The following is a 26,238-nucleotide window of genomic DNA, read 5'->3' on the forward strand; positions in this document are numbered from 1 at the left end:
CGTCAGCAACCCGTCATGCGCACTCCCTACCTGCTTGCCGGATTCATCGTTGCCCTCGTCGCGCTGGTTCTCGGCCGGCTCATCCATGACGACTCAGCGCGCGCTGGCGACGTGCCGACGCTGCGTGCGCTGTATTCGATCGAGCCACCGTTCGCCTACATCGACGCGCGCGGCCGCGTCACCGGCGAGGCGCCCGAAATGCTGCGCGTGCTGGCCAAACGGGCCGGCCTCGGCGAGGTCGAGTTCATCCATACCGAGTTCGGCCAGTTGCTGCACGATCTGCAGATCGGTCGCGCCGACATCGTCGCCAGTGGTCTGTTCGTGACGCCCGAGCGCGCGCAGCGCGCACGCTTCACCCGGCCGACCGCGCAGGTATCGTCGGCGCTGCTGGTGGGTGCCGGCAATCCGCTCGACCTGCATGGCCTCGACGACATCGCCGCGCACCCGGATGCGGTGCTGGCCGTCATCGACGGTGCGGTCGAACTGACCGTGGCCAAGCGTGCCGGGGTACCGCCCGCCCGCATACAGCGTCACGGCGACGCGACCAGCGCGGCGGTGGCGGTAATCGAGGGCCGGGCCGACGCGCTTGCTCTGTCCGACGTGTCCTTGCGCCACATGCTTGCGGTATCCGGTCTGACCGGCGTCGAACTGGCGCAGCCCTACCGGCCGCCGCAGCGCGAAGGGCGTGGCGAAGCGGGCTGGCCCGCCTTCGCGCTGCGTCCGCAGGACGAGGCGATGGCGCGCCGCATCGACGAGGCGATGGCCGGCTATCTCGGTTCGCCCGAGCATCGCGCACTGGTCGCCGCCTTCGGCTTCGGTCCGGACAACCTGCCGGCGCCGGCACAGCGATGAACGGGCGCAGCGCAATGGCGGGCGGCCCGCCGGTATTCGGTCTCGCGCTGCTGCTTTGCGCCTGCATGGGCCTGATGACCTATGCGCACATGCGCTGGGACGACAGCCTTGCCGCCGCACTGACCGCGCGCGACAACCTGGCGCAGTCGCGCCGTTACGCGCTGCTTGCCCAGCTCGATACCGAGCGCCTGCTGACCGGCGTGACGACGATACCGCGCACCCGTGTGATCGCCCATCTGGACCGTGCCCTCACGACCGCGCGCGACCTGCGCAGCGGCGGTGGTGCCATCGCCGGCTTCTCGGTGCGGGTGCCGGTGGCGGGCGACGTGGCCGCGGCCGCCGATGCCTACGTGGCGGCACTGGCCGATGCGCGCGCCATCATGGAACGCCAGCTCGACGGATTCGAAGCGGGCGGCAGCGCACTGCTGCTGGCGCAGCGCGCGGTCGATAGCCGTGCGGTCGCGCTGGAGGACGCATTGCTGCGCCATCTGGCGGCACAACGCCGGCTGCTGCGCCAGCACGACACGGCGACGCTGGCGCTGGTGGCGATCCTCGGCCTGCTCGTGCTGTTCTACCTGTACGTCGCGCACCGGCGTCGCGATGCCGCGGTCGATGCGCTGCTCGGCAGCGAGTCGCGTCTGCGCGCCTTCGTCGACAGCCTGCCCGAGGTCGCTTTCATGCTCGACCGCCACGGTCGCTACATCGAGTCTTTCGGCAATGGTGGCGCCTTGCTCGCGTCGCCGGCGGAAACCCTGGTCGGGCGCACCGTCGAGGAGGTGTTCCCGGCCGACGTGAGCAGCCGCTTCCTTGCCGTGATCCGACAGGCGCTGGCGCGGCAGCGCACGCAGTCCTACGAGTACACGCTGGCGCTGGCGGGCCGGCAGGTGGTGTTCGATGCCCGGGTGTCGCCGGTGCCGGGCAGCGACCGCGTTGTCTGGGTGTCGTGGGACGTGACGGCGCGCCGCCGCGCCGAGGCGCACGTGCAGGCGCTGGGCCGGCTGTACAACTTCCTCAGCCAGGTGAACCAGACCATCGTCTGGTCGGCCGACGAGGACGAACTGTTCGAGCGCATCTGTCGCGTCGCCATCGAGTTCGGCGCCTACCGCTTCGCCTGGATCATGCGTGCCGACGACAGCGGCACACTCGCGCTGCGCGCCAGCGCCGGCAGCGCGGTCGCCGACCGCGCTCAGCTGGTCAGCGCGTCGTCCACCGACGCCGGCAGCGTCACCGCCGCCGTCATGCGCAGCGGCAAGCTGTGTCGCCTGTCGGCGCTCGACGGCGACGACGCGTGGATGCCGGCAGCGCGTGCCGCCGGCTGCATGGGCTACGTCGGCCTGCCGATCCGCCTCGATGACAAGGTGGTTGCCGTGCTTGGCCTGATCGCGCGCGAAGTCGACCCGGAGGACGAGGACGAAGCGCGTCTGCTCGACGAAGTGATGATGGATCTGTCGTTCGCGGTGCGTCGCCTGCGCGACGACCGTGATCGCGCGCGCGCCGAACAGTCGGCGCGCCTGCTGGCGGCGGCATTGCGCAGTACGCGCGATGGCGTTGTGGTGACCGACCTCGACGGCATCGTGGTTACAGTGAACGAGGCCTTCTGCGAGCTGAACGGTCTCGATCCGGCCGCCACCGAAGGATGCACGCTGGTGTCGCTGCTCGATGTCGAGGGCGCCGATGCGCTGTATGCCGACATCGATCGCGCGCTGCGCGGCGGCGGCTTCTGGCAGGGCGAGGTGGCGGCGCGGCGGCGCAACGGCGAAGCGTGGTCGGGCTGGCTGTCCTGCGCCACCGTGCGCGACGACGACGGCCGGGCGACCCACCGCGTCAGCGTGCTCACCGACATCACGCAGGCGCGGCGCACCGAGGAAATGCTGCATCACCTGTCGCAGTACGACCCGCTGACCGACCTGCCCAACCGCGTGCTCATCCAGTCGCGCCTGATGCACGCGATCGATCTGGCCGCGCGGCGCGGCACGCGCGTGGCTGTGCTGTTCCTCGATCTGGACAATTTCAAGACCATCAACGACGGCCTCGGCCACGCTGCCGGCGACGAGGTGCTTGCTGCCGTCGCGCAGCGCCTGCGCGCGCGCTTGCGCCGACAGGACACGCTGGGCCGGCAGGGCAGCGACGAATTCGTGCTGCTGCTCGAAAACATCGACCAGCCGAGCGAGGCGGCGCTGGTTGCCCAGGGCGTGTTCGACAACCTGAGCGCACCGGTGCGTCTGGCCTCCGGTCAGGACATCTACCTGCAGGCCAGCATAGGCATCAGCCTCTACCCGGACAACGGCAACAGCGCCGAGGACCTGATCCGCGACGCCGACGCCGCGATGTATCAGGCCAAGCGCAGCGGCCGCAACACGCTGCGCTTCTACACCGATGCCTACACCGATGAGGCGACGCGGCGGCTGTCGCTGGACACTGGCCTGCGGCGCGCGCTGGAGAACGACGAATTCGAGCTGCGCTTCCAGCCGCTGGTCGACCTGTCCGACGGTTCTCTGATCGGCGCCGAGGTGCTGGTGCGGCTGTCCGCCGCGGCCAGCGTGCACGCCGGTCCGTCGCAGTTCATCCCGATCATGGAAGCCAACGGACTGATCGTGCAGCTGGGCGAGCGCGTACGCGAGCTGGCCTGCCGGCAGGGGCGCGCCTGGCTCGACGCCGGTTACCGGCTCGGCACCTTGGCGGTCAACATGTCGGTCGCCGAAATACGTCGCGGCGGGCTGGAGCGGCGCATCGAGCGGCTGCTCGGCGACACCGGTTTTCCGGCCGCGCTGCTCGAACTCGAAGTGACCGAATCCAGCCTGATGGAACAGGGCGACGAGGCGCGTCACTTCCTCGACGCGATCAAGCGCCTCGGCTTGCGCATGGCGATCGACGATTTCGGTACCGGCTACTCGTCGCTCGCCTACCTGAAGCGCCTGCCGGTCAACAAGCTCAAGATAGACCGCAGTTTCATCTGCGACCTGCCGGGCGACGCCAGCGCGGTCGAACTGGTCGACACCATCATCACGCTCGGTCACAAGCTGGGCATGTCGGTGCTGGCCGAGGGCGTCGAAACCGAGGGCCAGCGCGATCTTCTGCGCGCGCACGGTTGTGACGCCTGCCAGGGCTATCTGTACGCTGAACCGCTCACCGCCGCCGAGTTCGAACGTCGCTTCCTGCGTCCGGCGCCCCGCGTGCAGTGAGCGCACGACACCAATCCTTTCAAGCGGTATCGGGCGCCGCCCCAGGGTCTGTTGCCATTGAATCGCGGGCCGCGCGCGAATCAATGGCAACAGACCCTAGAATGATTGGCCGCGGGTCCGCCTTCCGGGTCCGGTCCGATTTCAGCGAGTTTCCCGTGCAGTCCGCAATGTCCCTCGATGCCCCGATGTGCCCGCGCCCGAACAGGGTGAGGGCATGAATACTCCTGCCGCAGGCGGTGGCGAGCACATGCCCCAGCTGGGCTTCGCGCAGCGCAGCTATCGCGCGCGGCAGGCCGGGCTGCTGTTCGGCCTGCCCATGGTGCTCGCCGTGCTGTACGAGCGCGGCGACCTGTCGTGGTCGTCCTGGCTGCTCTGGCTGGGCCCCTTGCTGCACGCATTGGTGTGGCCCCACCTCGCCTGGTGGCGCGCCCGGCAGTCGCGCGATCCCTTCCGTGCCGAAGGCGACAACCTGCTGGCCGATCATTTCTTCGGTGGTGCATGGACCGCACTGATGGCCTTCAACGCCGTGCCCTCGCTGCTCATCCTCGCGCTGATGAGCATGGACAGCGTCGCCGGCTGCGGTCCGCGCCTGATGCTGCGTGGCCTGCTGGTGCACGCGGTGGGGGTGTTCGCCGGCGTGCTGCTTTACGGTTTCGACTGGCAGCCGCTGTCCAGTCTGGTCGTCGTCGCGGCCGGCGTGCCGATGCTGCTGCATCCGATCGCCATCGGCTTCGTCACCAACCAAGCGCTGCGCAAGCTGCAGCGACAGCGCGAGGCGCTGGAGACGCTGAGCCGGATCGACGCGCTGTCCGGCCTCGCCAACCGCGGTCACTGGGAGGTGCTGGTGCGCAAGGAATTCGCGCGCTATCGCCGCTACGGGCATACGGCGACGCTGGTGATGGCCGATCTCGATCACTTCAAGTACATCAACGATCGCTACGGCCACGCCGCCGGCGACGAGGCGATCCGTCGTTTCGCCGCGCTGCTCGGCCGCGAACTGCGGGTCAATGACACGGCGGGCCGCTACGGTGGCGAGGAATTCGGCATCCTGCTGCCGGACACCACCGGCGAGGGCGCACGCGAAATGATGGCGCGCCTGCGTCAGTGCCTGCACGACGAACCGCTGATCGACGGGCACGTGGTCACCGCCAGCTTCGGTGTGGCCGAACTGACGCCGATGCTCGATACCTGCGAGGCGTGGATGCGTGTCGCCGACCAGATGCTCTATCGCGCCAAGCATGCCGGCCGCGACCGCATCGTGCTGCCCGGCCCGGGCGGCGGCGAGGTCGATGGTGGGCCGATCACCGGCGAAGAGGGCGTGCCGCCGCATCTGGCGGTGGCCGCTGCGCGGCCGGACGTGCTGCGCCAGCTGCTGACCGGCATCGACATGAGCGAAACCGCTTTCGCGCTGTTCGATCCGGTCGACCGGCTGGTGCTGGCCAATGCAGCCTTCATCGAAATGTACTGCGTGCCGGCCGGCGATCTCCGCTTCGCCGACCTGATGCGACATTGCTACACGCACCGCATCGGGCCGCGCATCGAAACGGACGACATCGAAGCCTGGCTTGCGGCCGCCGACAGCAAACGGCGCAGCCGGCCGTGGCGCTCGTTCGACGTCGACATGATGGACGGACGCATCCTGCGGGTCGAGGAAACGTCGTTTGGCGAAGGCTGGGTGCTCACCTCGGTCCGGCACTAAGGTCTGCGACAGCGAATCGCGTGCCGCGCGGGCTCAGCTGCCGTTGCGGAAGGGCGCGGCGAGGTCGCCGGCGCAGTTCAGGTACTGACCCGTCACGTCGCGCGGTGCCGGGCCGTTGAATGGCAGCTCGACGTCGCCGCCGATCTGGCCCAGCACCAGGCGACCGCCGAAGAAAAGGAAGTTGCGCATCAGCGTCGCCCAGTCGAGCTGCTTGTCGGCCTCGAAGCCGGGCAGCGTGAGCCGGCCGTCCTGGGCGACCAGCAGTATGGCAGGGCGGAACTGCTCGACTTCCAGCCGCGCCAGCACCGGCAGTCCAGGATTGCCCGGCGGCGGCTGCACCTCGACTCGGGCGTTCACCTCGTCGCCGTCGCGCTGGCGCACGACGCGGATGTCCCAGCCTGACACCGTCACCGCGGTGCCGCAGCCGCGCGGCCAGCCGTTGTCCAGCTCGACCACTGCGCGGTAGCTGCCGGCGACGCGGTCGGCGGCCGCCAGCGGCGCGGCGGCCAGACATGCCAGCAAGGAGAGGAGCAGGGCGCCGTGTTTCATGCCGGCTCAGACGCCGCAGGGCGTCCGGAGTTCGCAGTGCTCGCCCGCGGCCCGCTCGGCCTCAGTCACCACCACCGCCGCCATCGCCACCACCTCCACCGCAATCGCTGCCGCCGTCGCCAACATGGGTGCAGCCCGAATCGTTGCTGCTGCCGGCGATGCCGCTGCCGTCCGCTTGCGAGTCGTGCGGGCGCTCGCGCAGGCGGCGCAGACCGCCGGTCAGCAGCCACACCAGCGCCGCGACAGCGATCAGCGCGACGACGAAACCGCTCACGCGCCGTTCAGCAGCGTGTGCAGCGCGACGAATTCCTGCGCCAGCTTGTGCGACGGCGCGAAGTGGATCAGCGGCAGTGCCGCCTCATGCGACTCCTTCACCTTGACCGACGGCGACAGCGTCGCGTCGAGCACCGGCAGGCCTTCGTCGCGCAGTTCCTGCACCACGCGGGCCGGCAGGCTGGAGCGCGCCTGGTACTGGTTCACGACGATGCCTTCGAGCTTCAGGGCCTCGTTGTGGTCGGCGCGGATCTCTTCGATGTTGTCGATCAGCTGGTACAGCGCCTTGCGCGAGAACTCGTCGCAATCGAACGGGATGAGCACCGATTCCGCCGCAATCAGCGCGCAACGCGAATAGAAATTCAGCGCCGGCGGCGTATCGATGTAGATGTGGTCGAACTGGTCCAGCGCTTCCAGCGCCTCGCGCAGCTTGTAGATCTTGTAGCGCGATTCCAGCTTGTTCTCGAGTTCGGCCAGCTTGGCGCTGGCGGTCATCACGGCCAGACCCGGGTGGGCGGTGTCGGTGATGAATTCGGTGGTGTCTTTCGGCGTCAGCTTGAAGTTCAGGATCTGGTCGAAGAAGTCGGCGGCGCCAAGCTCGACGCTGTCCGCCGCCTTGCCCAGCAGATAGTTGCTGGAATTGCCCTGCGTATCGAGGTCGATCACCAGCGTACGTTTGCCGCTTGCCGCGCTGATGGCGGCGAGGTTGCAGGTGATGGTGGACTTGCCGACGCCACCTTTCTGGTTGAACACGACGCGACGCATGACGGACTCCCTGACCGAAAGAGGCATTCTGCCAAATCATTGGGTGCAGTGCACAATAAGCGTGCTGATTGCGGCCGTCGCGCGCACGCGCCGCGACGTGAAGGGCAACAGACCCCGATCATGACCGGTAGAATTCCGCGCCAATCACCATGAGGGCAGGATGACCATGACGGATTTCGCTGTACGCATGCACCGCACCGGCGGCCCCGAAGTGCTGCAGTACGAGGCGGTCGAGCCGGGCGCGCCTGCGCCGGGCGAGGCACGCGTGCGCCAGCATGCGGTCGGCGTCAATTTCATCGACATCTACCACCGCAGCGGCCTCTATCCGGTGCCGTTGCCGAGCGGACTGGGGCAGGAGGCGGCTGGCGTGGTCGAGGCCATCGGTCCCGGTGTCAGCGAAGTCGCGGTCGGTGACCGTGTCGCCTATGCAGGCGGTCCGCTCGGCGCCTACGCCACGGCGCGCAATATAGCGGCCGACCGGCTGGTACGTCTGCCGGACGGCGTTTCCTTCGATACCGCTGCCGCGCTGATGCTCAAGGGGCTGACCGCGCACTACCTGCTGCGCCGCACCTGCCGTGTCGAGCCCGGCGACGCGGTGCTCATCCACGCGGCGGCCGGCGGCGTCGGCCTGATCGCCTGCCAGTGGGCCCGCGCGCTCGGCGCCACCGTCATCGGCACCGTCAGCACGCCGGACAAGGCGGCGCTGGCGCAGGCCAACGGCTGCGAACACGCGCTGACCGGCGTGGCGCCGGCCGACCTCGCGGCGCAGGTGCGTGCACTGACCGGCGGCCGCGGCGTGCGCGTGGTCTATGACGGCATCGGCCGCGACACCTTCATGGCTTCACTCGACTGCCTGCAGCCCATGGGCATGATGGTGAGCTATGGCAATGCGTCCGGGCCGGTCGCGCCATTCGAGCCCGGCATGCTGGCGCAGAAGGGCTCGCTCTTCCTGACCCGGCCGACGCTGTTCCATTACATTGCCGCCCGTGCCGACCTGGTCGCCGCGGCCGACGAACTGTTCGCCCGCGTACTCGACGGCACGCTGCAGATCAACATTCAGCAGCGTCATGCGTTAGCCGACTGTGCCCGTGCGCATGAAGCACTGGCCGCGCGTCGCACGACCGGCTCGACCATCCTGTTGCCGCAGTGAAGCATCCGCTGCACCGGCGACATCCTCTTTCGGAGCGCTTTTCGATGAAGTTTCTGTTGTCGCTGCTCGCCTGCTGCTGCATCCTGTCTCCCGCCGCGGCGCAGACGCCGGCGCAGACGGCCTTTCTGAAGGCCGAAACCCGCCGCATCGACGAGCAGTTCGTGCGTCGCGTGGTCGACATCACGAAGCTGCCGGCAGCGCAGGTGCGCGCCGCCATGCCGGCGGAAGGGCGCATCACCGAACCGTCGGCGCGGGTGGCTGCCGGCATCGAAAAGCAGCTGGGCGAGCCACTGAGCGACGAACAGAAGCAGGCCATTGCGCACGCGGACGAGGAACGTCGCAGCGCACTGGCCGCGGCACGTGCGGCAGCAAAGAACAAGTAAACACGCAGAAGCGCAGCAGGTCGGGAGAGAACTATGGGTTCGAAAGTGTGTGCCATCGTCGGCATGGGCTCAGGCGTCGGCGCCGCAGTGGCGCGGCGTTTCGCCGCCGAGGGCTATTGCGTGGCGATGATTTCGCGCGACGCCGGAAAGCTCGAGCGCTACGAGCACGAACTGGCCGCGCGCGGCGTGACCGCGCAGGGTTTCGTGGTCGATGCCGGCAGCGACGAATCCATCGTGTCGGCCATCGAGAACATGCGGCAGGCGATGCCGCCGCCGGAAGTGCTCATCTTCAACGCCTCGGTGCCGCGCGAATGCGCACCGTCGGTGCTCGACCCGGAAGCGCTGGCGTCCGATCTGCGCATCGGCGTGCTCGGCGCGCTGACCGCGGCACGCGCCGTGCTGCCGGCGATGCGGGCGACCGGCCAGGGCAGCATCCTGTACACCGGCGGTGGCCTGGCGATGGAGCCGGTCGCCGCGGCCGCCTCGCTGTCGGTGCAGAAGGCGGCGCTGCGCAACCTCGTATTCAGCCTGCACCAGGAGCTGTCGCCGGCCGGCGTGCATGCCGCCATCGTCACCATTGCCGGCGTGCTGCGCGAAGGCAGCCTGCTCGACGCATCCCGTGTGGCCGACGCCTTCTGGACGCTGCACGCGCAGCCGCCCGGCCAGTTTGCGCGCGAGATCGTATTGTCATGACGGAACGGGCACTGCGCAGCGTGCTGATCGCCAACCCCAAGGGTGGCGCCGGCAAGAGCACGCTGGCCACCAATGTGGCCGGTCACTGGGCCACCCAGGGCGCGCGCGTCATGCTGGGCGACATCGATCGCCAGCAATCGGCCCGCCACTGGCTGGGCATGCGCTCGCCATTGCTGGCGCCAATCTCCACCTGGGAACTCGAGCCCGAACAGCCGGCCCGTCCGCCGCGCGGCACCACCCACGTCGTGCTCGACACGCCGGCCGGCCTGCGCGGCAAGCGGCTGGAGGCGATGCTGAAAATGGTCGACCGCGTGCTGATCCCGGTCCAGCCGTCGATCTTCGACATCCTCGCCACCGGCGACTTCCTGACCGAACTGGCCGAGCACAAGCGGGTTGCCGCGAACAAGGTGAAGATCGGCATCGTCGGCATGCGGGTCGACACCCGCACCCGCGCCGCGCACGAACTGGAGCGTTTCTGCGCTGGCCTCGAACTGCCCGTGCTGGCCTACCTGCGCAACTCGCAGCTGTACGTGCAGACGGCGGCGCACGGCATGAGCATTTTCGACCTGTCGCGCTCGCGCGCGCAGACCGACCGCGAACAGTGGCAACCCATCATCGATTGGCTGGATTCCCCATGAACAACTCGACACGCAACAGCAAGAGCCTCGCCGTCGTCCGCGACAGTTCCGAGCTGGATGGCGCCAAGGCGCGCATCCTGGTGTTCGCCGGCAGCACGCGCGAGGCTTCGTTCAACCGCAAGCTGGCGATCGCCGCCGCGCGCGCGATCGAGGAAGCCGGCGGCGAGGCGACGCTGATGGATCTGCGCGACCACCCGCTGCCGCTGTACGACGGCGATCTCGAAGCGTCGGCCGGGCTGCCGCTGGGTGTGCGCCCGCTGAAGGAACTGTTCAAGTCGCACGACGGCCTGTTCATCGCGTCGCCCGAATACAACGGGTCGATGAGCGCCGTGCTCAAGAACACGCTGGACTGGGTGTCGCGCCCGGCCGGCGACGAGGCGGGCACCGTGCCCTATGCCAACAAGACGGTCGCACTGGGCGCTGCCTCGCCCGGCGCGCTCGGTGGCCTGCGTGGTCTGGTGCATCTGCGCGCGGTGCTGCAGTCGGTCGGCGCGCTGGTGCTGTCGGAGCAGATCGCGGTCGGCAACGCCGCTTCCGCCTTCACGCCGGAAGGCGGGCTGGCCGACGAGCGGATGCAGCAGATGCTGCGCCGCACGGTCGCGCGCCTGGTCGATGTCGCCTCGCGCCTGCGCGATTGACGGAACGCGCCTGCGCGACTGAAGTTTTTCATTACAACAAACACGAGCCTGGAAGAGACATGAAATACCTGCGCCTGCGCCATAACGGCGCCGAACGCCTGGGCCGCATCAATGGCGATGCGGTCGAACTGCTGGACGGCGATCTGTTCGCCAACCCGGCACCGACCGGTGAGACCGTGCAGCTGGACGGCATCGAGTGGCTGATGCCCTGCCTGCCGCCGAAGATGGTCATCATCGTGCACAACATCCGCGCCGCAGTGGAAAAGGCCGGTCATCCGATTCCGGAAGATCCGCTCTACCTGGTGCGCTCGCCGCAGGCGCTGAACTGGCACCAGCAGCCCATCCCGAAGCCGGCCGGCTTCGACGGTCGCGTGTTCTACGAAGGCGAACTGGGCGTCGTCGTCGGCAAGGTCGCGCGCAATCTGGACGAGGCGCAGGCCGCCGACGCCATCTTCGGCTACACCTGCATCAACGACGTCAGCGCGCTCGAACTGGTGGACAAGAACCCGTCCTTCGGCCAATGGACGCGCGCCAAGAGCTTTGACGGCTTCGGCTGCTTCGGCCCGGTCATTTCGACCGACCCGCTGCCGGCCGACGCCGAAATCGTCACCACGGTCGGTGGCCGCGAACGCCAGCGCTACCCGGTGACCGACATGATCTTCTCGCCGGCGCAGCTGGTGTCGCGCATTTCGCGCGACATGACGCTGATGCCGGGCGACGTGATCTGCTGCGGCACCTCGGTCGGCGTGCTGCCGATGAAGCCGGGCACCACGGTCGAGGTCACCGTCAGTGGCGTCGGCACGCTGACCAACACCTACGCACCGACCGAGTAGGGCCGCCGCGGCATGAACAGCCGCGCTCCGATCGACCTGCATCAATACGGCCGGCCGCGCGCACAGGCATCCTGAAAATATGGACGCCCACGCCGGCCTGCCCCATCTGCAGCCCATCCTGCTCTTCCTCGCCATCGCCGGTCTGGTGATGCCGCTGCTCGCCCGCGCGCGGGTGAGCCAGGTGGTTGCCTTCCTGGTGATCGGTGCGCTGGTCGGGCCGAACGGACTGGGCCGCATCGCGGCCGACCACGCCTGGCTGCGCTGGCTCACCATCGCCGACGGCGAAGGTGTGCGCGTGCTGGCCGAACTGGGCGTGGTGTTCATGCTGTTCGTGATCGGCCTTGAGCTGCCGGCGCGCCAGCTGTGGTCGCTGCGCCGATGGGTACTCGGTGTCGGCAGCGCGCAATGGCTGGGCTGCGCTGCGCTGATCGGCGCCGTCGCGCTGGCCTTCGGCCACAGCGAAGAAACGGCGGTGGTGCTCGGCCTCGGTCTTGCCATGTCGTCGACTGCAGTGGTGATGCAGTTGCTGGCCGAATCCGGCCAGACCCGCTCCACTGTCGGCCGCATGAGTTTCGCCGTGCTGCTGCTGCAGGACATCGCCGTCGTGCCGCTGCTCATCCTGCTCGGTCTGATGGCCGGCCAGAGTGGAGAGGGCGGCGGCGGGCATTTCCTGATGCTGATGCTGACCGCGCTGCTGAAGGCGGCGGCGGCCGTGGCGCTCATCCTGCTGACCGGACGCCTCGTGCTGACCCCGCTGTTCCGCCGCGTGTCGGTCACCACCCAGGCCGACAGCTTCATGGCGCTGACGCTGTTCGCCACGCTTGGCGTGGCGGCGCTGACCGGCGCCGCCGGCCTGTCGATGGCGCTCGGCGCCTTCCTCGCCGGCCTGATGCTGGCCGAAACCGAATACCGTCACGCCGCGCTGCTCGCCATCGAGCCGTTCAAGGGTCTGTTGATGGGCCTGTTCTTCGTGTCGGTCGGCATGAGCCTCGATCTGCTGCAGGTGGCCGGCGACGCCGGCTGGCTGGTCGCTTCGGTGCTCGGCCTGTACGCCATCAAGAGCGCGACCATGTACGGCTTGTTCCGGCGCAGCGGCCTGAGCCGCGGCGAGGCGGCCGAGGCGGCGCTGCTGCTCGGCCAGGCCGGCGAATTCGGCTTCATCGTCATCGGCGTGGCCATCGCCGGTGGCGTGCTGGCCGGCGCGGTCGGCAATTTCATGCTGCTGGTGGTGACCTTGAGCATGTTCCTGACGCCGCTGGCGGCGCGGGCAGGCCGCGTGCTGCGGCAGAAGCTCGACACGCGCGAGGCCGACGCACCCGCGTCATTGCCGGACGACGAAGCCGACGAGGACGTGGTCATCATCGCCGGCTTCGGCCGCGTCGGCCAGCTGGTGGCGCGCCTGCTCGACCGGGCCGACGTACGCTGGGTGGCGATCGAGCGCCACGTCGCGGCGGCGGCCGAACATCACGCGCAGGGGCGACCGGTCATCGTCGGCGATGCCGGCAGGCCGGCTCTGCTGCATCACCTCGGCGCCGGCCGCGCGCGCGCCATCGTCGTCACGATGGACGACATGGCCGCGGCCCGCCACGTGGTACACAGCCTGCGCGCCGAATTTCCGGCGCTGCCGCTGATCGCGCGTGCGCGCGATGCCGCACATGCGCGCGAGCTGTTGGCGGCGGGGGCCAGCGAAGTGATTCCCGAAGCGCTCGAAGCGGCGCTGCAGATGGGGGTGCATGTGCTCGACCGTGTCGGCGTCGATGCCGACACGGGCGCTCGCCTGATCGAGTCGGAGCGGGCGGCCGGCAGCGCCTGAGCGCCGCCGGTCACCGGTTCAGGGCTTGACGCCCGGCGGCAGCGCCGGCTTGCTTTCGGTGGCCGACGGCAGCGGGTGGTCGTGACCTTCGATAGCCGGGTGTTCGTAGCCGGCGTGCACCTTGTGGGTGGCCGTCGTGGCGCCCGGCGGCAGGGCCGGCCTGTTCTCCACCGCGGTCGGCACATGCTGTTCGTGGCCCTCGATCGCCGGATGCTCCTGGCCGGCGTGAACCTTCTTCGTTTTCGTGCTCACGCCAGGCGGCAGTGCCGGCGTGTTCTCGACCGCGGTCGGCACGTGCTGGTCATGGCCTTCGACCGCCGGGTGTTCGTAGCCGGCGTGCACCTTCTTCGACTTCGTGCTGACGCCGGGAGGCAGCGCAGGCTTGGCCGCGACATTGGCCGGCTTCTTGCCCTTGACGGCCTCGGCCGGGTGGTCGGCGCCGGCGTGCTTGCCCGACGCGTCGGCCCATACCGGGCCGCTCATACAGAGGGAAAGCGCGATGACTGCCCATTCCTTTTTCATGATGTCTTCCTTCCGATTGGTGGGTTGTTTATAACCAGTCTGCGCTGGATTCCGCGCCGCAACATTGACATGACTCAAACGGCAGCAGGGAGCATTCTGCCGGCCGGGGTTATGCTTCCGATCCAATGAACATACCGTCTTCCCGGCTGCTTTTCCTGCACGCAAACGGCTATCCGGCGGGCGTTTATCGCGCCTTCCTCGATCTGCTGGCAACGCGCTGGACGGTCCACGCGATCGACACCATAGGCACCGAAGCGCAGCACCGCCCCGGTCATGGCTGGCGGCGCATGCGGGCGCAGGTGATGGACTGCATCGACGCGCTGCCCGACGGACCGCTGGTGCTGGTCGGACATTCGATGGGCGGCTATCTGGCCGCGATGGCGGCTGCGCGGCTGCCGCAGCGGGTGTCACAGGTCGTGTTGATCGATTCGCCGATGGTGCTCGGCTGGCGGGCAACGCTGGTGTCGGCCGCAAAGGCCACCGGACTCACCTGGAAGCTCGGCCCGGCGCCGGTCGCGGCGCGCAGGCGCAACCACTGGGCGTCGCGCGAGGAAGCGCGCGCCCATCTGGGCAGCAAAGATTTCGTGCGGCGCTGGGCGCCCGGTGTGCTCGAAGATTTCGTCCACGCCGGCCTGCACGAGCACCCCGGTGGTGGGGTCACGCTGGCCATCCCACGCGAAACCGAGCGCGACGTGTACGCGACCATCGCCCACCGCGATGCGCTGCTCGCCGTGCGCCGGCTGCGCGCCCGCGGTACGCCGGTCGGTTTCATCACCGGCAGTCATTCGGAAGAAACCCGCCTCGCCGGTCGCGAACAGAACCGCCGTTTCTGGGGGGCGAGCTGGGTGGAACTGCCGACCGGCCATCTGGTGCCGATGGAGGCGCCGGAAGCGTGTGCGCGGGCAGTGCTGGAAATGATCGAGCGGGGCGGAGGCCAGTGAGCGCAGGGCGATCACCGGCCCTTCCTGCAAGAGACGCTGACCGCGATCAGACGCGGAAGCGGGCGATGGTCGAATCGAGTTCGGTGGCCAGCGCCCCGAGCTGATGCACGGTCTGTTCGGCGGCCAGCACCGAGTGGTCGGATTCCTCGACCATGTGGGCGATGCGTTCGACGTTGCTGGCGATGCTGTTGCTGGCCTGCGTCTGTTCCGCGGTCGCGTGGGCGACGCTGCGGATCTGGTGCAGCGCCTCGGTCGCGCCGTCGTTGATGCTGCGCAGCGCCGCCGCGGCCTCGCCGGCCAGCGCCACGCCCTTCTGTATCTGCGGGCGCACCGCTTCCATGCTGTGCACGACGGCGTCGGTGTCGGTCTGGATCGCCGCGATGGTCTGCGCGATTTCGCCGGTCGCCTGCGTCGTGCGCTCGGCCAGCTTGCGCACCTCGTCGGCGACGACCGCGAAGCCGCGGCCCTGTTCGCCGGCGCGCGCCGCTTCGATCGCCGCGTTCAGCGCCAGCAGATTGGTCTGTTCTGCAATTTCCTTGATGGTCTTGGCGATGCCGCTGATCTGGCGCGAACGCTCGGCCAGTTCGCCGATGCGCTCCGACGCGTCGGTGACCTGCCGTGACACGTCCTCGATGGCGCCGGCGGCGGACTGCACACGCTGTTCGCCGACGATGGCCAGTTCGGCCGAACGGCTGGAGTGGTTCTCCGAGTCGCGCGCACTGTCGGCGATCTGGCTCACGCTGACCGTCATCTCCTCGATTGCCGCGGCGGTCGAGGAGGTCGCGGACGACGACTGGCCGGAGGCCTCGCGGATCTGCTGCATGCGTTCGGCAATGTCGGAGGCCGCCGCGGTCAGCGACTTCGACCCCTGCTGGATGCCGCCTATCATGGTCTTCAGGCTGTCGCGCATGATGGACAGCGAATGCATCAGGCTGCCGTTGCGTGCCGATGGCATCGCCACGTCGAGTCGCCCGGCGGCGATTTCGGTGGCGGCCCGCATTGCGACCTCCGGCTCGCCGCCGATCTGCGCAAAGATGCGGCGCGAGGCGGTGATGGTCAGCGCCACGGTGGCTGCAATGACCGCCAGCGCGATGACCAGCAGCGTCAGCGCGTAGGACTTGAAGGCCTGTTCGATGTCATCGACGAAGAAGCCGGTCCCCAGGGTCCAGCCCCAGGGCGCGAAATGGGTGACGCCGTTCATCTTCGGCAGCGCCTCGCTGGCCCCCGGCTTCTTCGCCGGTACGGTGACGAAGGCGGGGTCGGCCTTGGCCAGCGCTTCGCGGTAGACGTCGGTGTTGGTGCGGCCGTCCGGGGCAACGCCACCATTGTCCTTCTGGCCGAGCTTTTCCTTGCGCACGTGGGCCAGCAGCACATCGTCGGCGCTGCGCGCGAACATGTAGTGATCATCGCTCTGCAGGCCCAGCAGCGCCTCGCGTGCATGTGCCTGCGCCTGTTCGCGCGTCAGCGTGCCGGCTTTCTCCTGCTCGTGATAGCGCTGCAGGATGCCGGTAGACAGCTTGAGCAGCGTGACGATGCGCGCCTCGCGTTCGGCCATCATGGTCGAGCGGATTTCGCTCAGTGCGATGCCGCCTATCAGCACCAGACCGACGGCGGAGCACGACACGATCAGTGCCAGGCGAGTGGAAATCTTCACGGGGTCATCCCTTCGGTTCGCTATGGACGAAGGGTTCACGGCCGGGCGCCGCATTACTTGACGACGCGGCGACCGCGCGGGACGGATTCCCGACGGACGGTACTGCGCTGCGCTCAGTCCCCCTCGCTCTGGCCGGACAGGCGTTCTGCCCGCTCGATCGCCGCTTCGAGCGCCGCCTCGGGGTGGCCCGCCGGCAGACGCGGCGTGCCGCCGGTACGCTCGTAGCCGTCGTCGACGAGGCTGCCGCTGCCCACCGCCCGCGCCGGCCCGCCCAGGTTGGCGGTCACCAGCTGAGGCACCGCCAGCACCAGCGCCACCATGACGATCTGGATGCCGACGAAGGGTACGGCGCCCCAGTAGATGTCGCGCGTGGGCAGCGTCTTCGGCGCCACCGAGCGCAGGTAGAACAGCGCGAAGCCGAAGGGCGGGTGCATGAAGGAGGTCTGCATGTTCACCGCCAGCAGCACGCCGAACCACACCAGGTCGATTCCCAGCTTCTCGGCCACCGGCGCCAGCAGCGGCACGATGATGAAGGCCAGTTCGAAGAAGTCGAGGAAGAAGGCGAGCACGAACACCAGCAGCATCACCGCGATCAGGAAGCCGGTCTGGCCGCCGGGCAGCGACAGCAGCAGGTGTTCGACCCACAGGTGACCGTCGATGCCGTAGAAGGTGAGCGAGAACAGGCGCGCGCCGATCAGTATGAACAGCACGAAGCAGGTCAGCCGCACCGTGCGGTCGAGCGCCTGGTTCAGCAGTTCTCCGCTGAGGCGGCGGCGCGCCAGCGCCATCAGCAGCGCGCCGGCCGCGCCCATCGCGCCGCCTTCGGTCGGCGTCGCCAGGCCGAGGTAGATGGTGCCGAGCACGAGGAAGATCAGCGCCAGCGGCGGCATCAGCACGAAGGCCACGCGGCGCGCCAGATCGGGCAGCAGGTTCAGGCGCAGCAGGCGGTCCGCCAGCGCCAGCAGCCAAGCCACCGCGCCACCGGCGGTGACCGACAGCAGTGCGCGCGCGTCGGCGGCGTGCGCCTGCAGCGCCGGCAGCTGACTGGCGCCGACACCAGCCGCCAGCGCGACCGCGAACAGCGCCCACACGCCGCGCCGCTCGGCCGCGTCGTGGTCGTCGGCTTCGGGCAGCGCGGGTGCGCTCTTCGGTTTCAGCCAGGCCATGCCCAGCACGTAGAGCAGATAGAGCCCGGTCAGCACCAGACCGGGCAGCAGTGCACCGCGGTACATGTCGCCCACCGGCCGGTTCAGCTGGTCGGCCAGCACGATGAGCACCAGCGAGGGCGGAATGATCTGCGCCAGCGTGCCCGACGCGGCGATCACGCCGCTGGCAAGCCGCGCGTCGTAGCCGGCGCGCAGCATGATGGGCAAGGAAATGAGACCCATGGAAATGACCGACGCCGCGACCACGCCTGTGGTGGCCGCCAGCATCGCGCCGACGAGCACCACCGCCACCGCCAGCCCGCCGCGCAGCGTGCCGAACAGCCGGCCCACCGTGTCGAGCAGGTCCTCGGCCATGCCGGACCGTTCGAGCAGCAGGCCCATGAAGGTGAAGAAGGGAATGGCGAGCAGCGTGTCGTTGCTCATGACGCCGAATACGCGGTCCGGCATCGCCTGCACCAGCGAGGCGGAGAGCAGGCCCAGTTCGATGCCGATCAGCCCGAACACGATGCCGCAGGTCGCCAGCGCGAACGCGACCGGCGCCCCCGACAGCAGGAACAGGATCATCGCGAAGAACATGACCGGGGCCAGCCAGGCGGTCATGGGACGACCCTCCGGTCACTGTGTGACCACCTCCCCGGGGGAGGGACGCGCATCCTTCGGAGCGGCCGTGCGGACGCGCTCATGCCTCCGCCTCCGCGTCGTCGGCGAGCGCAGCGACCCGGCGCACGATCAGCGCCAGCGCCTGCAAGGTGAGCAGCGCGAAGCCGGCGGGCACAAGAATGCGGGCCGGCCACAACGGCAGGCCGCCGGCGCTGGCCGACACTTCATTGCTGAGCCACGACGACAGGAACCAGGGCCAGGACAGCCACAGCATCAGCAGGCATACCGGCAGCACGGTCAGCGCGAGCGCAGCGATGTCGGCTTTGATCCGGCCGCGCGGCGACAGGCGCGCGGTCAGCAGATCGATGCGCACGTGCTCGTCCAGCTTCAGCACGCGGCCGGCGCCGAGCAGGAAGGCGGCCGACACCAGATACCACTGCGCCTCAAGCAGCGCATTCGAGCCGGCGTCGAACTTGCGCGCCAGCGCATTGCCTACCGCCAGCAGCACCGCCGCCAGCACGGTCCACGGCAGCACGCGGCCGCAGGCCTCGTTCAGTCGGTCGGTCAGATCGGCGAGCGTCAGCAGGGCGCGCATGGCGTGGGGGTGGAGGTGAAGGCGCGATGGTAACCGCTGAGGCGGCTGCGACGCACTGTGGGAGCGGTCTTCTGACCGCGACGCGGCCGATGCAGTCCGCTGGCTTCGATTCTGGCCGCAGTCGGGGTCAGAAGACCCCTCCCACAGAACCCGGATTCAGGCTCCGCTCCTTGATCGGGCTCACCGTCTCTGTGCGAGCGGCCTTGGCCGCGACGCGGCCGCTGAACGTAGCAGCTGCCGACGCCCTACAATATTGCATCGCACAAGGATCGCTCCATGACCGCCACCACCCGCATCTGCCTGGTCCGCCACGGCGAAACCACCTGGAACGTCGACCGTCGCGTGCAGGGCCAGATCGACATTCCGCTGAACGAGCGCGGCCTGCTGCAGGCGCAGGCCACCGCACAGGCGCTGCTGGCCGAGCGCATCGACACGCTCTACGGGTCCGACCTTGGTCGCGCCTGGGTGACGGCCTGGCGCATCGCGGTGCCGCGCGGCCAGCCGGTCATGCCGGAGCCGGCGCTGCGCGAACGGCATTACGGCGCCTTCCAGGGGCTGACCTACGCCGAGGCGCGCGAGCGCCACCCGGAGGACTTCCACCGTTTCGAAGCACGTGAGCCCGCCGCGCAGTTTCCGGGCGGCAGCGGCGAAAGCCTGCTGCAGTTCGATGCCCGCATCTGGGGGCTGATTGAAACGCTGCGCGCGCGCCACGCCGGTCACACGCTGCTGCTGGTGACGCACGGCGGCGTGCTCGACATTGTCGCCCGCCGTGTGCGCGGGATGCCGCTGACCGGCAAGCGCGACTTCGACATCGCCAACTGCGCGCTGAACTGGATCGCGCACGATGCGAACGGCTGGCGCATCGAGCGCTGGGGCGACCAGACCCACCTCGACGGTGCGCTGGACGAGTTGCCGGCGTAAGCAGCGCGGCGTCGCAAGCCATCGGCTTCGATCCACGCCGCAATCGCGAGCACGCTCGCGCCCACCAGAACCCCGCTCCGACCGTGATCCGGGACTGCTTTTGTGGGAGCGACCTCTGGTCGCGATGGGGCTTCGGCAGGCCGCTGTCGGGGTCAGAAGACCCCTCCCACAAGACCTCGGCAAAGGTTCGGGGCGCGGATCGGCGCGTCCCCTGTGGGAGCGGCCTTGGCCGCGACGCGGCCGTCAGGCGCCGCCGGCTTCTATCCAGGCCGCAATCGCGAGCAAGCTCGCTCCCACAAGGCCGGTGCGCCCTTCGAAGACGGGCGCTATCTGCCCGCCGCCGGATTCAGGAAACCGCGCATCAGCCGCGTCAGCCGCGGCATCACCACCCAGGTCATCGTGATCACGATCAGCGCGGTCAGCAGCGCGACGCGCGGCAGGAAGGGCAGCGGCGTCAGCCAGGGCGCCACCAGCCACAGGAAGAGCGACACGGTCGGAAAGATGCCCATCCAGGTCACCAGTGCCATGCGGGCGCGCGGCGGGTGGGTGGACGGCGCCACCACCTGCGGGCCGAACCACGCCTCCAGCCCGGTCACCACCCGGTACTCCGGCTCGTTCTCGCCGGCGGCGCACAGCCGTGGCTGCAGCGCCGCGCGTGCCGGGCTTTCGTCCCACGCCTTCAGATCGGCTTCGGAACGGAAATGCGCGATCACCTGGTAATCGCCGCCCGGCTGCTCTGGCGTGATCATCTGAGCGCCGAGAAAGCCGGGCGCATGACGCATGGCTTCGAACATTTCGCGGATCAGCGCTTCGTATTCGACCTCGAACCCGACCCGTGCCCGGCGGCGGGCGATGCGGGTGACATGGGCTTGCGGTGGGGCGGCGCTCATGATGATCTCCGTTATCCGTATTGCGTTTGTTAGAGAAGCTGGGTTGCGTACTTCGATGCCCCGGTGGGAGAGATCTTGACCCCGACAGTGCGTATGACGACCCGCCGCTGTCGGGGTCGAGACCCCTCCCACAGAACCATGCTCCAGGCTCGGGTCGCGGATCTGGCGCAACCCTTGTGGGAGCGGCCTTGGCCGCGACAGTGCGTATGACGACCTGCCGCTGTCGGGGTCAAGACCCCTCCCACAGAACCATGCTCCAGGCTCGGGTCGCGGATCTGGCGCAACCCTTGTGGGAGCGGCCTTGGCCGCGACAGTGCCTGTGACGACTCGCAGCTGTCGGATTCAGAGACCCCTCCCACAGAATCCCGGCCCGGCCGCAGGTCGGGCGCATCTCCTGCTGCTTACTCCTTGATCGCTTCGACTGCGATGTCGATGGTCACTTCGTCGCCGACGTTCGGGGCGTACTTGCCCATGTTGAAGTCGGTGCGCTTGACGGTGACCGTCGCGTTGGCGCCGATGGCGTCCTTCTTCGTCATCGGGTGCGGCATCGAATGGAAGCTGGTCACCTTCAGCGTCACTGGCTTGCTCACGCCCTTCAGCGTCAGCGTGCCGTCGACCGCGACCGGCTTGTCGCCGTCGAACACCACCTTGGTCGACTTGAAGGTGGCGGTCGGGAAGCGGGCGGTGTCCAGGAAGTCTTCGGCCTGGATGTGCTCGTTGAACAGCGACGAACCGGTGCTCACCGACTTCGTGTCGATGGTGATGTCGACGGCGCCGGTCTTCGCCGCGCGGTCCAGCGTGATCGTGCCGGAAGTCTTGTCGAAACGGCTCAGCTGGGTCGAGTAGCCGAAGTGGCTGTACGAGAAGCGCGGGAAGCTGTGGTTCGGGTCGAGCTTGAAGGTTTCCGGCGCGGCCAGCGCGGGGGCGGCGACAGCGGCGAGGGCGAGCGAGGCGATGAGGGCTTTCAGCGAGGTCATGGCGGTTCTCCGGTTTGGGTACATCTATATATATATGCAGCGAGGGTGAGGGCGGCTCAGCCGCCGGAAGTCATCTTCACCAGCGTGCGGTCACGCAGGACGAAGTGGTGGTACAGCGCGGCGCCGGCGTGGCCCAGCACGAGCAGCCAGATCAGCCAGGCGCCGAGCACATCCTTGTGGATGAAGTCGATCGGCTTTTCGAAGGTCTTGAAGTCGAGACCCATGCCTTCGGCCACCACGCTCTGGAACAGCGCGGTGCTCTCGAATTTCGGAATCTCGAACAGGAAGAAGAAATCCGTGTTCACGCCGGTGCCGAGGTAGCCGGTGATCGGCGCGACGACCATCACCGCGTACAGCGCCAGATGGCCCAGGTGAGCGGCGAGGTGCGCCAGCGGCGTGCCCGGCTCGTCTGCGGGCGCGCGGTTCATCAGGCGCCAGATCACGCGCAGCGCCACGATGACGGCGATGCTGACGCCGACCGACAGATGGATCTGCAGCGCGGTCATGTTCTCCGGCGTCTGCTTCTCGGTGAACCACTGGCGGTAATAGACCGACACGTAGGCGGCGAGAAAGAGTGCCGCCGTGGTCCAGTGGAACCACTTGGCGATGCGGCCGTAGCTGTCGGCGGTGTTCTTCAGGCTCATTGCAGCGCTCCTCGATCAGGGGTGAAGGCCCAGGCGTCCATCGCCAGCACATAGTCGTCGATGCCGGCGTGGAAGCGCTCGGCGGTCGCACCTTCGCCTGCGGCGCCGAGCGCGACGAAGAAGGGCAGCAGGTGTTCCTCGCTCGGGTGGGCACGCACGGCGTCCGGCGCGCGGCGCCGGTAGTCGAGCAGCGCGTCGGTGTCGCCTGCCGCCAGCCGTTCGGCGAACCAGTCGGCGAAGGCGCGCACATAGGCCGGCGTGCGGCCGTCGCCGTGGGCGACGATCTGCCAGTCGCGCAGGTTGTGCGTCAGGTTGCCGGAGCCGAGCACGCGCAGGCCTTGCGCCGCCAGCGGCGCCAGCGCCCGGCCCAGCCGGTAGGCGCCTTCGGCGCCGCCGCGGCTCTGCAGCGACAGCGGAATCACCGGCACGTCGGCGTCGGGGTACATCAGGCGCAGCGGCACCCAGGCGCCGTGATCGAGGCCGCGTTCGGCGTCGAGCTGCACCGGCAGGCCGGCGTCCTCGATGGCCGAGGCAACGATGCCCGCCAGTTCGCGGCAGCCGGTCGCCGGGTAGCGGATCCCATACAGCTCGGGCGGGAAGCCGTAGAAATCGTGAATGGTGTCCAGCCGGTCGGCGGTGCCGACCGTGGGTACGGTGCTGTCCCAGTGCGCGCTGACCGCGACGATGGCGCGCGGCCGCGGCAGCAGGTCGGCCTTCGCCTTCAGCGCCGCACCGGCCGCACCCGGGCGCAGCGCAAAGGTCGGCGCGCCGTGCGGTACGAAGAGGCTGGACGGGTAGGTGTGCAGTGCGGCGGTGCTCATGGCGGACATCCGTGATTCGATGACTGCAGCTTAGTCATTCCGGCTTGTCCGAAATAGACGACAATCCGCAAATACTCGTTGCAGGAATCGCAACAATGGATCGTCTCGACGCCATGCAACTCTTCGTTCGCGTGGTCGAACTGGGCAGCTTCTCCGCCGTCGCCCAGCAGATGGGTGTTGCCCGCTCGGTGGTCACCCGGCAGATCGCCGCGCTCGAAGCCCACCTCGGCGCCAAGCTGCTCGCGCGCAGCACGCGCCGGCTGTCGCTCACCTCGGCCGGCACCGCCTATCTGGAGAAATGCCGCGTCATCCTGAACCTGGTCGAAGCCGCAGAAACCGGCATAGCCGAAGAGCGGCAGACACCGCGCGGCCCGATCCGCGTCGGCGCGCCGCTGAGCTACGGCCTGAAGCGCCTGTCGCCACTGCTGCTCGATTTCGCCGAGCACTACCCGGAAGTCACGCTCGATATCGACTACAACGACCGCCGCGTGAACCTGATCGAAGAGGGCATGGACCTCGCCATCCGCGTCACCACGAAGCTCGACCCCGCCACCGTCGCGCGCCGCATCGGCACGAGCCGCCTGATCGCGGTCGCCTCACCCGACTATCTCGCCCGCCACGGCACCCCGGCCACGCCTGAAGACCTCGCGAACCACGCCTGCCTCGGCTACACCGCCGTCGCCGCCCACCCGAGCTGGACCTTCACCACGCCCGACGGCCGCACCGTCACCGTGCCGCTGCGCAGCCCGCTCACCGCCAGCAACGGCGACGTCCTGACCGAAGCCGCCGCCCGCGGCATGGGCCTCACCTGCCAGCCCGATTTCATCCTCGACCCCTGGCTGGCCGACGGTCGGCTGCTGCCTGTGCTCACCGACTGCGCGACACCGGAACTGGGCGTGTATGCCGTGCTGCCCGGCAACCGGCATGTGCCGCACCGGGTCAGGGTGCTGATGGACTGGTTGGCCGAAAGGCTGATGGCATAGTTGGACACAGCCTGTTCAGGTACATTCTGGATGACCCTAGATGAGAAATTGAAGGGGTGAGGTTTTTCATCGCTGTTTAATACTGGATGAATACACAGCATGGCGCGCCAAAACCGTGAGCCTGAAACCGTTTCGGAACGATCACACCTGCCCGCTTATCCGGCAGCGTCCATAGTTATGGCGCAAAAATGCGCCAGAAAACAAAGTTGGGCATCATGAAACCGACCGCCGAGTTAACTGTTGCACGCCAGGCAATTGCCGAAATTTCTGCTCGTTTTCCTTCTCTCCAAATGATTGAGGAACCCGAGGCTCCCGTCGAGCTAAGCATTCTTATGCCCGTCCAGCCTGGGCTTAATCACAAAGTGTGGCTTGCGCTTCAAAACAATGATGAACTGCATTTCTCTGTCGGGCATTTTTGGCTCGAGTGGTTCCCTTGCACAAAGCCATCGCGCGTAGCCGAATATATTGCCGCGGTCATTGGCTTTCTGTCGGGCGAATATCGTGTTCTAGAGCACTATCGCGGCGATCGTTGCGTGAGGGCAGAACTTCAAGCCCCAAGTGATAGTGGCTGGAAGACCGTTGGCACATGGAGCAACCTTCTCAGTTTTCTACCGTGGCGGCGCTCACTTCGCGAGGTATCTAATGCCCAACCAATCATTCCACAGGACCTTGCGCATAAAGCCGCGCAAGGCCGGTGAATGCAAACGTTGAACGGCACCGGTTCTTGTGGCGCTGGTGGGCGGTCCGAATCGGCGTGCGGCGCCCGAGCGGCGGCTGCGGCGGTCAGCGAGATAGGTAGCGGCAGCACTCCGAGTGCAAGTGAGTGGCCCCCCTTGTCGCTCCATGACCTTGTGCTAGTGTTTCGGGGCATGGGAGTGGCGGGCCGTCGCAGGCGCCGCCGGCCTGGTTCAGTTCAAATCAACTTTGAGGGGCAACGGCTTCGTCATGCACAGCGTGGCTTCGCGAACGGTTTCGGCGCCGTCCAACACTGCGTTCGAGCGGACCGCCCAAAGCTGCGCTTTGGGTGCCCTGCGCGGCTGCGCTGCTCCGGCGCCCGCACAACTACGACGTTGGGCGTCATGAGAATCACAGTTCTGCTCTTCGGGTTGCTTATACCGACACTTGCAGCCGCAGAGGTGTCGGACAAGATTCCGACCATTGGTTTTCTTCTGCTGCAAGGCATCTTATTCGGCGCTGCCGCCTTGGCGTTGGCTGGGTTCCGCTGGTGGCTAGCCTTACTCGGCATGGGCTTAGGGGCAATCATGCTGTGGGGTACTTGGGACCTGTGGCAGGAGCCCTACATGAGAACGGCAATATTGAACGAGCAAGGCATGGTGTACTTTTTCTCGGCCGCCGCTTCATCTCTGCTGGTTGCCGTGGGTGCGCTTGGCGGGCTTGTCCTTGGTAAACGAAAAGCGCCCAACAAGGCGCTCCATCGGACGCCAAAAAGGCTACCGCCTTTTTGGCGCCGCTGAGCTTTCACGTTAGGCGCCACTGAACGCTATGCGATCGCGAGTAGCCACCGTCCTCTTGGCGTGCGCGTCCAGCCTTTCGCTGGGGCGCGAAGCAACCGTCTTCTCATTCGAAGGCTTTTCACTGGGCATGTCTCGCTCCGACGCCACCGCAATCCGGCCCGATACACCTTGGAAGCAGGTGATGCGTGGAACGCCTAGCGAAGCGGTACGCAAAGAGTTCAAGGCAAGCCATCTCGGGCAAGAAGCCCAGGTGAACGTCGATCTCTCGGCTTCCGGAGGCGCGGTTGAAGTGATTGGCTTCACGTTCCTCACTCAAACAGATCAGCAGTGCATCCAAGAGGCTGTCAAAGCACTCGTTGAACTTGAGAAACTTTATGGCGTTGAGGCAGAGGTTTCCCACGAACAGACTGGCAAGAGAGCCAAGTGGCTCACCAACGAAGGAACCACTGTCCGTTGGTTTGAGCTTTGTGCTGTTGGGGCGCGTCGCTATGTCATCACCTACGCGAAAGTGGCGCCAAACCCTTCCATCGAGATGAGGTCGCCCGGCAAGCCGGGCGCCGCCTCTCATGTCAAACGTTAGG

Annotated in this window: 27 protein-coding genes; 16 read left to right on the plus strand and 11 right to left on the minus strand. The window is 67.9% G+C overall.

What is annotated here, in order from left to right; genetic code table 11:
* Positions 1–15 precede the first annotated feature (15 nt).
* The 3 genes from METRZ18153_RS0102870 to METRZ18153_RS0102880 all read left to right on the plus strand — a co-directional run bounded on the left by METRZ18153_RS0102870 (position 16) and on the right by METRZ18153_RS0102880 (position 5,733).
* Positions 16–852 (plus strand): transporter substrate-binding domain-containing protein, encoded by an 837-nt coding sequence (locus METRZ18153_RS0102870; RefSeq protein ID WP_020163322.1) that lies wholly within the window; start codon positions 16–18, stop codon positions 850–852.
* Positions 849–4,034: a sensor domain-containing protein gene (locus METRZ18153_RS0102875; protein WP_029143506.1), complete on the plus strand. Its 3,186-nt coding sequence runs from the start codon at positions 849–851 to the stop codon at positions 4,032–4,034. The genes METRZ18153_RS0102870 and METRZ18153_RS0102875 overlap by 4 nt, the downstream gene beginning before the upstream one ends.
* 214 nt (positions 4,035–4,248) lie before the next feature.
* Positions 4,249–5,733 (plus strand): diguanylate cyclase, encoded by a 1,485-nt coding sequence (locus tag METRZ18153_RS0102880; protein WP_029143507.1) that lies wholly within the window; start codon positions 4,249–4,251, stop codon positions 5,731–5,733.
* Between the two features lie 33 nt (positions 5,734–5,766).
* Here the strand turns inward: METRZ18153_RS0102880 and METRZ18153_RS0102885 are convergent, their stop codons facing one another.
* From METRZ18153_RS0102885 to METRZ18153_RS0102895, 3 genes are all read right to left on the minus strand, one after another.
* On the minus strand, positions 5,767–6,282 hold the full coding sequence (locus METRZ18153_RS0102885) for a hypothetical protein (RefSeq protein WP_043363741.1): 516 nt from the start codon (positions 6,280–6,282) through the stop codon (positions 5,767–5,769).
* Positions 6,283–6,343: 61 nt separating this feature from the next.
* Complete coding sequence (locus tag METRZ18153_RS0102890) at positions 6,344–6,556, minus strand: hypothetical protein (RefSeq protein ID WP_020163326.1); 213 nt, start codon at positions 6,554–6,556, stop codon at positions 6,344–6,346.
* Positions 6,553–7,320 (minus strand): ParA family protein, encoded by a 768-nt coding sequence (locus tag METRZ18153_RS0102895; protein ID WP_019915387.1) that lies wholly within the window; start codon positions 7,318–7,320, stop codon positions 6,553–6,555. The genes METRZ18153_RS0102890 and METRZ18153_RS0102895 overlap by 4 nt, the downstream gene beginning before the upstream one ends.
* A gap of 166 nt (positions 7,321–7,486) precedes the next feature.
* Between METRZ18153_RS0102895 and METRZ18153_RS0102900 the strand changes: the two genes are divergently transcribed.
* The 7 genes from METRZ18153_RS0102900 (at position 7,487) to METRZ18153_RS0102930 (ending at position 13,468) form a co-directional block, all read left to right on the plus strand.
* On the plus strand, positions 7,487–8,470 hold the full coding sequence (locus METRZ18153_RS0102900) for a quinone oxidoreductase family protein (RefSeq protein ID WP_029143508.1): 984 nt from the start codon (positions 7,487–7,489) through the stop codon (positions 8,468–8,470).
* A gap of 44 nt (positions 8,471–8,514) precedes the next feature.
* On the plus strand, positions 8,515–8,853 hold the full coding sequence (locus METRZ18153_RS0102905) for a hypothetical protein (protein ID WP_020163328.1): 339 nt from the start codon (positions 8,515–8,517) through the stop codon (positions 8,851–8,853).
* Between the two features lie 33 nt (positions 8,854–8,886).
* The gene (locus tag METRZ18153_RS0102910) at positions 8,887–9,546 is read left to right on the plus strand and encodes an SDR family NAD(P)-dependent oxidoreductase (protein ID WP_020163329.1); all 660 of its coding nucleotides are present in this window, start codon (positions 8,887–8,889) and stop codon (positions 9,544–9,546) included.
* Positions 9,543–10,184 carry a ParA family protein gene (locus tag METRZ18153_RS0102915; protein WP_020163330.1) on the plus strand — a complete coding sequence of 214 codons (642 nt, stop codon included), beginning with the start codon at positions 9,543–9,545 and terminating at the stop codon, positions 10,182–10,184. Before METRZ18153_RS0102910 ends, METRZ18153_RS0102915 begins: the two co-directional genes overlap by 4 nt.
* Positions 10,181–10,822 (plus strand): NADPH-dependent FMN reductase, encoded by a 642-nt coding sequence (locus METRZ18153_RS0102920; RefSeq protein ID WP_020163331.1) that lies wholly within the window; start codon positions 10,181–10,183, stop codon positions 10,820–10,822. Before METRZ18153_RS0102915 ends, METRZ18153_RS0102920 begins: the two co-directional genes overlap by 4 nt.
* Before the next feature lie 59 nt (positions 10,823–10,881).
* Complete coding sequence (locus tag METRZ18153_RS0102925) at positions 10,882–11,655, plus strand: fumarylacetoacetate hydrolase family protein (protein WP_020163332.1); 774 nt, start codon at positions 10,882–10,884, stop codon at positions 11,653–11,655.
* Positions 11,656–11,734: 79 nt separating this feature from the next.
* A complete protein-coding gene (locus METRZ18153_RS0102930; RefSeq protein WP_020163333.1) occupies positions 11,735–13,468 on the plus strand; it encodes a cation:proton antiporter domain-containing protein in 1,734 nt (577 codons plus the stop codon).
* An 18-nt stretch (positions 13,469–13,486) separates the two neighbouring features.
* Here METRZ18153_RS0102930 and METRZ18153_RS0102935 read toward each other — a convergent pair whose 3' ends face one another.
* Positions 13,487–13,990 (minus strand): hypothetical protein, encoded by a 504-nt coding sequence (locus tag METRZ18153_RS0102935; RefSeq protein WP_232415949.1) that lies wholly within the window; start codon positions 13,988–13,990, stop codon positions 13,487–13,489.
* Between the two features lie 125 nt (positions 13,991–14,115).
* Here METRZ18153_RS0102935 and METRZ18153_RS0102940 point away from each other — a divergent pair, with 125 nt between their 5' ends.
* On the plus strand, positions 14,116–14,931 hold the full coding sequence (locus tag METRZ18153_RS0102940; protein ID WP_020163335.1) for an alpha/beta fold hydrolase: 816 nt from the start codon (positions 14,116–14,118) through the stop codon (positions 14,929–14,931).
* Positions 14,932–14,977: 46 nt separating this feature from the next.
* On the opposite strand, the gene METRZ18153_RS0102945 is transcribed toward METRZ18153_RS0102940, so the two are convergent.
* The 3 genes from METRZ18153_RS0102945 to METRZ18153_RS0102955 form a co-directional block, all read right to left on the minus strand.
* Positions 14,978–16,585: a methyl-accepting chemotaxis protein gene (locus METRZ18153_RS0102945; RefSeq protein ID WP_020163336.1), complete on the minus strand. Its 1,608-nt coding sequence runs from the start codon at positions 16,583–16,585 to the stop codon at positions 14,978–14,980.
* A 113-nt stretch (positions 16,586–16,698) separates the two neighbouring features.
* Positions 16,699–18,351 carry a TRAP transporter large permease gene (locus METRZ18153_RS0102950; protein WP_020163337.1) on the minus strand — a complete coding sequence of 551 codons (1,653 nt, stop codon included), beginning with the start codon at positions 18,349–18,351 and terminating at the stop codon, positions 16,699–16,701.
* Between the two features lie 79 nt (positions 18,352–18,430).
* On the minus strand, positions 18,431–18,946 hold the full coding sequence (locus tag METRZ18153_RS0102955) for a TRAP transporter small permease subunit (RefSeq protein ID WP_020163338.1): 516 nt from the start codon (positions 18,944–18,946) through the stop codon (positions 18,431–18,433).
* A 276-nt stretch (positions 18,947–19,222) separates the two neighbouring features.
* Between METRZ18153_RS0102955 and METRZ18153_RS0102960 the strand changes: the two genes are divergently transcribed.
* Entirely contained in the window at positions 19,223–19,867 is a 645-nt protein-coding gene (locus tag METRZ18153_RS0102960) for a histidine phosphatase family protein (RefSeq protein ID WP_020163339.1), read from the plus strand.
* Between the two features lie 326 nt (positions 19,868–20,193).
* Here the strand turns inward: METRZ18153_RS0102960 and METRZ18153_RS0102965 are convergent, their stop codons facing one another.
* From METRZ18153_RS0102965 to METRZ18153_RS0102980, 4 genes are all read right to left on the minus strand, one after another.
* Positions 20,194–20,757, minus strand: a complete 564-nt coding sequence (locus METRZ18153_RS0102965; protein WP_020163340.1) for an antibiotic biosynthesis monooxygenase — start codon at positions 20,755–20,757, stop codon at positions 20,194–20,196.
* 401 nt (positions 20,758–21,158) lie between these two features.
* The gene (locus METRZ18153_RS0102970; RefSeq protein ID WP_020163341.1) at positions 21,159–21,734 is read right to left on the minus strand and encodes a YceI family protein; all 576 of its coding nucleotides are present in this window, start codon (positions 21,732–21,734) and stop codon (positions 21,159–21,161) included.
* Positions 21,735–21,790: 56 nt separating this feature from the next.
* Positions 21,791–22,378, minus strand: a complete 588-nt coding sequence (locus tag METRZ18153_RS0102975) for a cytochrome b (protein WP_020163342.1) — start codon at positions 22,376–22,378, stop codon at positions 21,791–21,793.
* Positions 22,375–23,199: a DODA-type extradiol aromatic ring-opening family dioxygenase gene (locus METRZ18153_RS0102980; protein ID WP_020163343.1), complete on the minus strand. Its 825-nt coding sequence runs from the start codon at positions 23,197–23,199 to the stop codon at positions 22,375–22,377. Before METRZ18153_RS0102980 ends, METRZ18153_RS0102975 begins: the two co-directional genes overlap by 4 nt.
* 95 nt (positions 23,200–23,294) lie before the next feature.
* Between METRZ18153_RS0102980 and METRZ18153_RS0102985 the strand changes: the two genes are divergently transcribed.
* The 4 genes from METRZ18153_RS0102985 to METRZ18153_RS0102995 all read left to right on the plus strand — a co-directional run bounded on the left by METRZ18153_RS0102985 (position 23,295) and on the right by METRZ18153_RS0102995 (position 26,237).
* Positions 23,295–24,182, plus strand: coding sequence for a LysR family transcriptional regulator (locus tag METRZ18153_RS0102985; protein ID WP_020163344.1), 888 nt, complete (start codon positions 23,295–23,297; stop codon positions 24,180–24,182).
* A 215-nt stretch (positions 24,183–24,397) separates the two neighbouring features.
* Entirely contained in the window at positions 24,398–24,880 is a 483-nt protein-coding gene (locus tag METRZ18153_RS20780; RefSeq protein ID WP_157257169.1) for a hypothetical protein, read from the plus strand.
* A gap of 381 nt (positions 24,881–25,261) precedes the next feature.
* On the plus strand, positions 25,262–25,657 hold the full coding sequence (locus METRZ18153_RS0102990) for a hypothetical protein (protein ID WP_020163345.1): 396 nt from the start codon (positions 25,262–25,264) through the stop codon (positions 25,655–25,657).
* Between the two features lie 127 nt (positions 25,658–25,784).
* On the plus strand, positions 25,785–26,237 hold the full coding sequence (locus METRZ18153_RS0102995; RefSeq protein ID WP_157257180.1) for a hypothetical protein: 453 nt from the start codon (positions 25,785–25,787) through the stop codon (positions 26,235–26,237).
* Position 26,238: the final 1 nt, after the last annotated feature.

This window comes from Methyloversatilis discipulorum (assembly GCF_000385375.1).
GTDB lineage: Bacteria > Pseudomonadota > Gammaproteobacteria > Burkholderiales > Rhodocyclaceae > Methyloversatilis > Methyloversatilis discipulorum_A.

What these genes read in the sequence shown, in the direction of transcription:
- METRZ18153_RS0102870 (WP_020163322.1), top strand. Translation starts at nt 16, where the DNA reads ATGCGCACTCCCTACCTGCTTGCCGGATTCATCGTTGCCCTCGTCGCG.
- METRZ18153_RS0102875 (WP_029143506.1), top strand. Translation starts at nt 849, where the DNA reads ATGAACGGGCGCAGCGCAATGGCGGGCGGCCCGCCGGTATTCGGTCTC.
- METRZ18153_RS0102880 (WP_029143507.1), top strand. Translation starts at nt 4,249, where the DNA reads ATGAATACTCCTGCCGCAGGCGGTGGCGAGCACATGCCCCAGCTGGGC.
- METRZ18153_RS0102885 (WP_043363741.1), bottom strand. Translation starts at nt 6,282, where the DNA reads ATGAAACACGGCGCCCTGCTCCTCTCCTTGCTGGCATGTCTGGCCGCC.
- METRZ18153_RS0102895 (WP_019915387.1), bottom strand. Translation starts at nt 7,320, where the DNA reads ATGCGTCGCGTCGTGTTCAACCAGAAAGGTGGCGTCGGCAAGTCCACC.
- METRZ18153_RS0102900 (WP_029143508.1), top strand. Translation starts at nt 7,487, where the DNA reads ATGACGGATTTCGCTGTACGCATGCACCGCACCGGCGGCCCCGAAGTG.
- METRZ18153_RS0102905 (WP_020163328.1), top strand. Translation starts at nt 8,515, where the DNA reads ATGAAGTTTCTGTTGTCGCTGCTCGCCTGCTGCTGCATCCTGTCTCCC.
- METRZ18153_RS0102910 (WP_020163329.1), top strand. Translation starts at nt 8,887, where the DNA reads ATGGGTTCGAAAGTGTGTGCCATCGTCGGCATGGGCTCAGGCGTCGGC.
- METRZ18153_RS0102915 (WP_020163330.1), top strand. Translation starts at nt 9,543, where the DNA reads ATGACGGAACGGGCACTGCGCAGCGTGCTGATCGCCAACCCCAAGGGT.
- METRZ18153_RS0102920 (WP_020163331.1), top strand. Translation starts at nt 10,181, where the DNA reads ATGAACAACTCGACACGCAACAGCAAGAGCCTCGCCGTCGTCCGCGAC.
- METRZ18153_RS0102925 (WP_020163332.1), top strand. Translation starts at nt 10,882, where the DNA reads ATGAAATACCTGCGCCTGCGCCATAACGGCGCCGAACGCCTGGGCCGC.
- METRZ18153_RS0102930 (WP_020163333.1), top strand. Translation starts at nt 11,735, where the DNA reads ATGGACGCCCACGCCGGCCTGCCCCATCTGCAGCCCATCCTGCTCTTC.
- METRZ18153_RS0102935 (WP_232415949.1), bottom strand. Translation starts at nt 13,990, where the DNA reads ATGAAAAAGGAATGGGCAGTCATCGCGCTTTCCCTCTGTATGAGCGGC.
- METRZ18153_RS0102940 (WP_020163335.1), top strand. Translation starts at nt 14,116, where the DNA reads ATGAACATACCGTCTTCCCGGCTGCTTTTCCTGCACGCAAACGGCTAT.
- METRZ18153_RS0102950 (WP_020163337.1), bottom strand. Translation starts at nt 18,351, where the DNA reads ATGACCGCCTGGCTGGCCCCGGTCATGTTCTTCGCGATGATCCTGTTC.
- METRZ18153_RS0102955 (WP_020163338.1), bottom strand. Translation starts at nt 18,946, where the DNA reads ATGCGCGCCCTGCTGACGCTCGCCGATCTGACCGACCGACTGAACGAG.
- METRZ18153_RS0102960 (WP_020163339.1), top strand. Translation starts at nt 19,223, where the DNA reads ATGACCGCCACCACCCGCATCTGCCTGGTCCGCCACGGCGAAACCACC.
- METRZ18153_RS0102965 (WP_020163340.1), bottom strand. Translation starts at nt 20,757, where the DNA reads ATGAGCGCCGCCCCACCGCAAGCCCATGTCACCCGCATCGCCCGCCGC.
- METRZ18153_RS0102970 (WP_020163341.1), bottom strand. Translation starts at nt 21,734, where the DNA reads ATGACCTCGCTGAAAGCCCTCATCGCCTCGCTCGCCCTCGCCGCTGTC.
- METRZ18153_RS0102975 (WP_020163342.1), bottom strand. Translation starts at nt 22,378, where the DNA reads ATGAGCCTGAAGAACACCGCCGACAGCTACGGCCGCATCGCCAAGTGG.
- METRZ18153_RS0102980 (WP_020163343.1), bottom strand. Translation starts at nt 23,199, where the DNA reads ATGAGCACCGCCGCACTGCACACCTACCCGTCCAGCCTCTTCGTACCG.
- METRZ18153_RS0102985 (WP_020163344.1), top strand. Translation starts at nt 23,295, where the DNA reads ATGGATCGTCTCGACGCCATGCAACTCTTCGTTCGCGTGGTCGAACTG.
- METRZ18153_RS20780 (WP_157257169.1), top strand. Translation starts at nt 24,398, where the DNA reads ATGAAACCGACCGCCGAGTTAACTGTTGCACGCCAGGCAATTGCCGAA.
- METRZ18153_RS0102990 (WP_020163345.1), top strand. Translation starts at nt 25,262, where the DNA reads ATGAGAATCACAGTTCTGCTCTTCGGGTTGCTTATACCGACACTTGCA.
- METRZ18153_RS0102995 (WP_157257180.1), top strand. Translation starts at nt 25,785, where the DNA reads ATGTCTCGCTCCGACGCCACCGCAATCCGGCCCGATACACCTTGGAAG.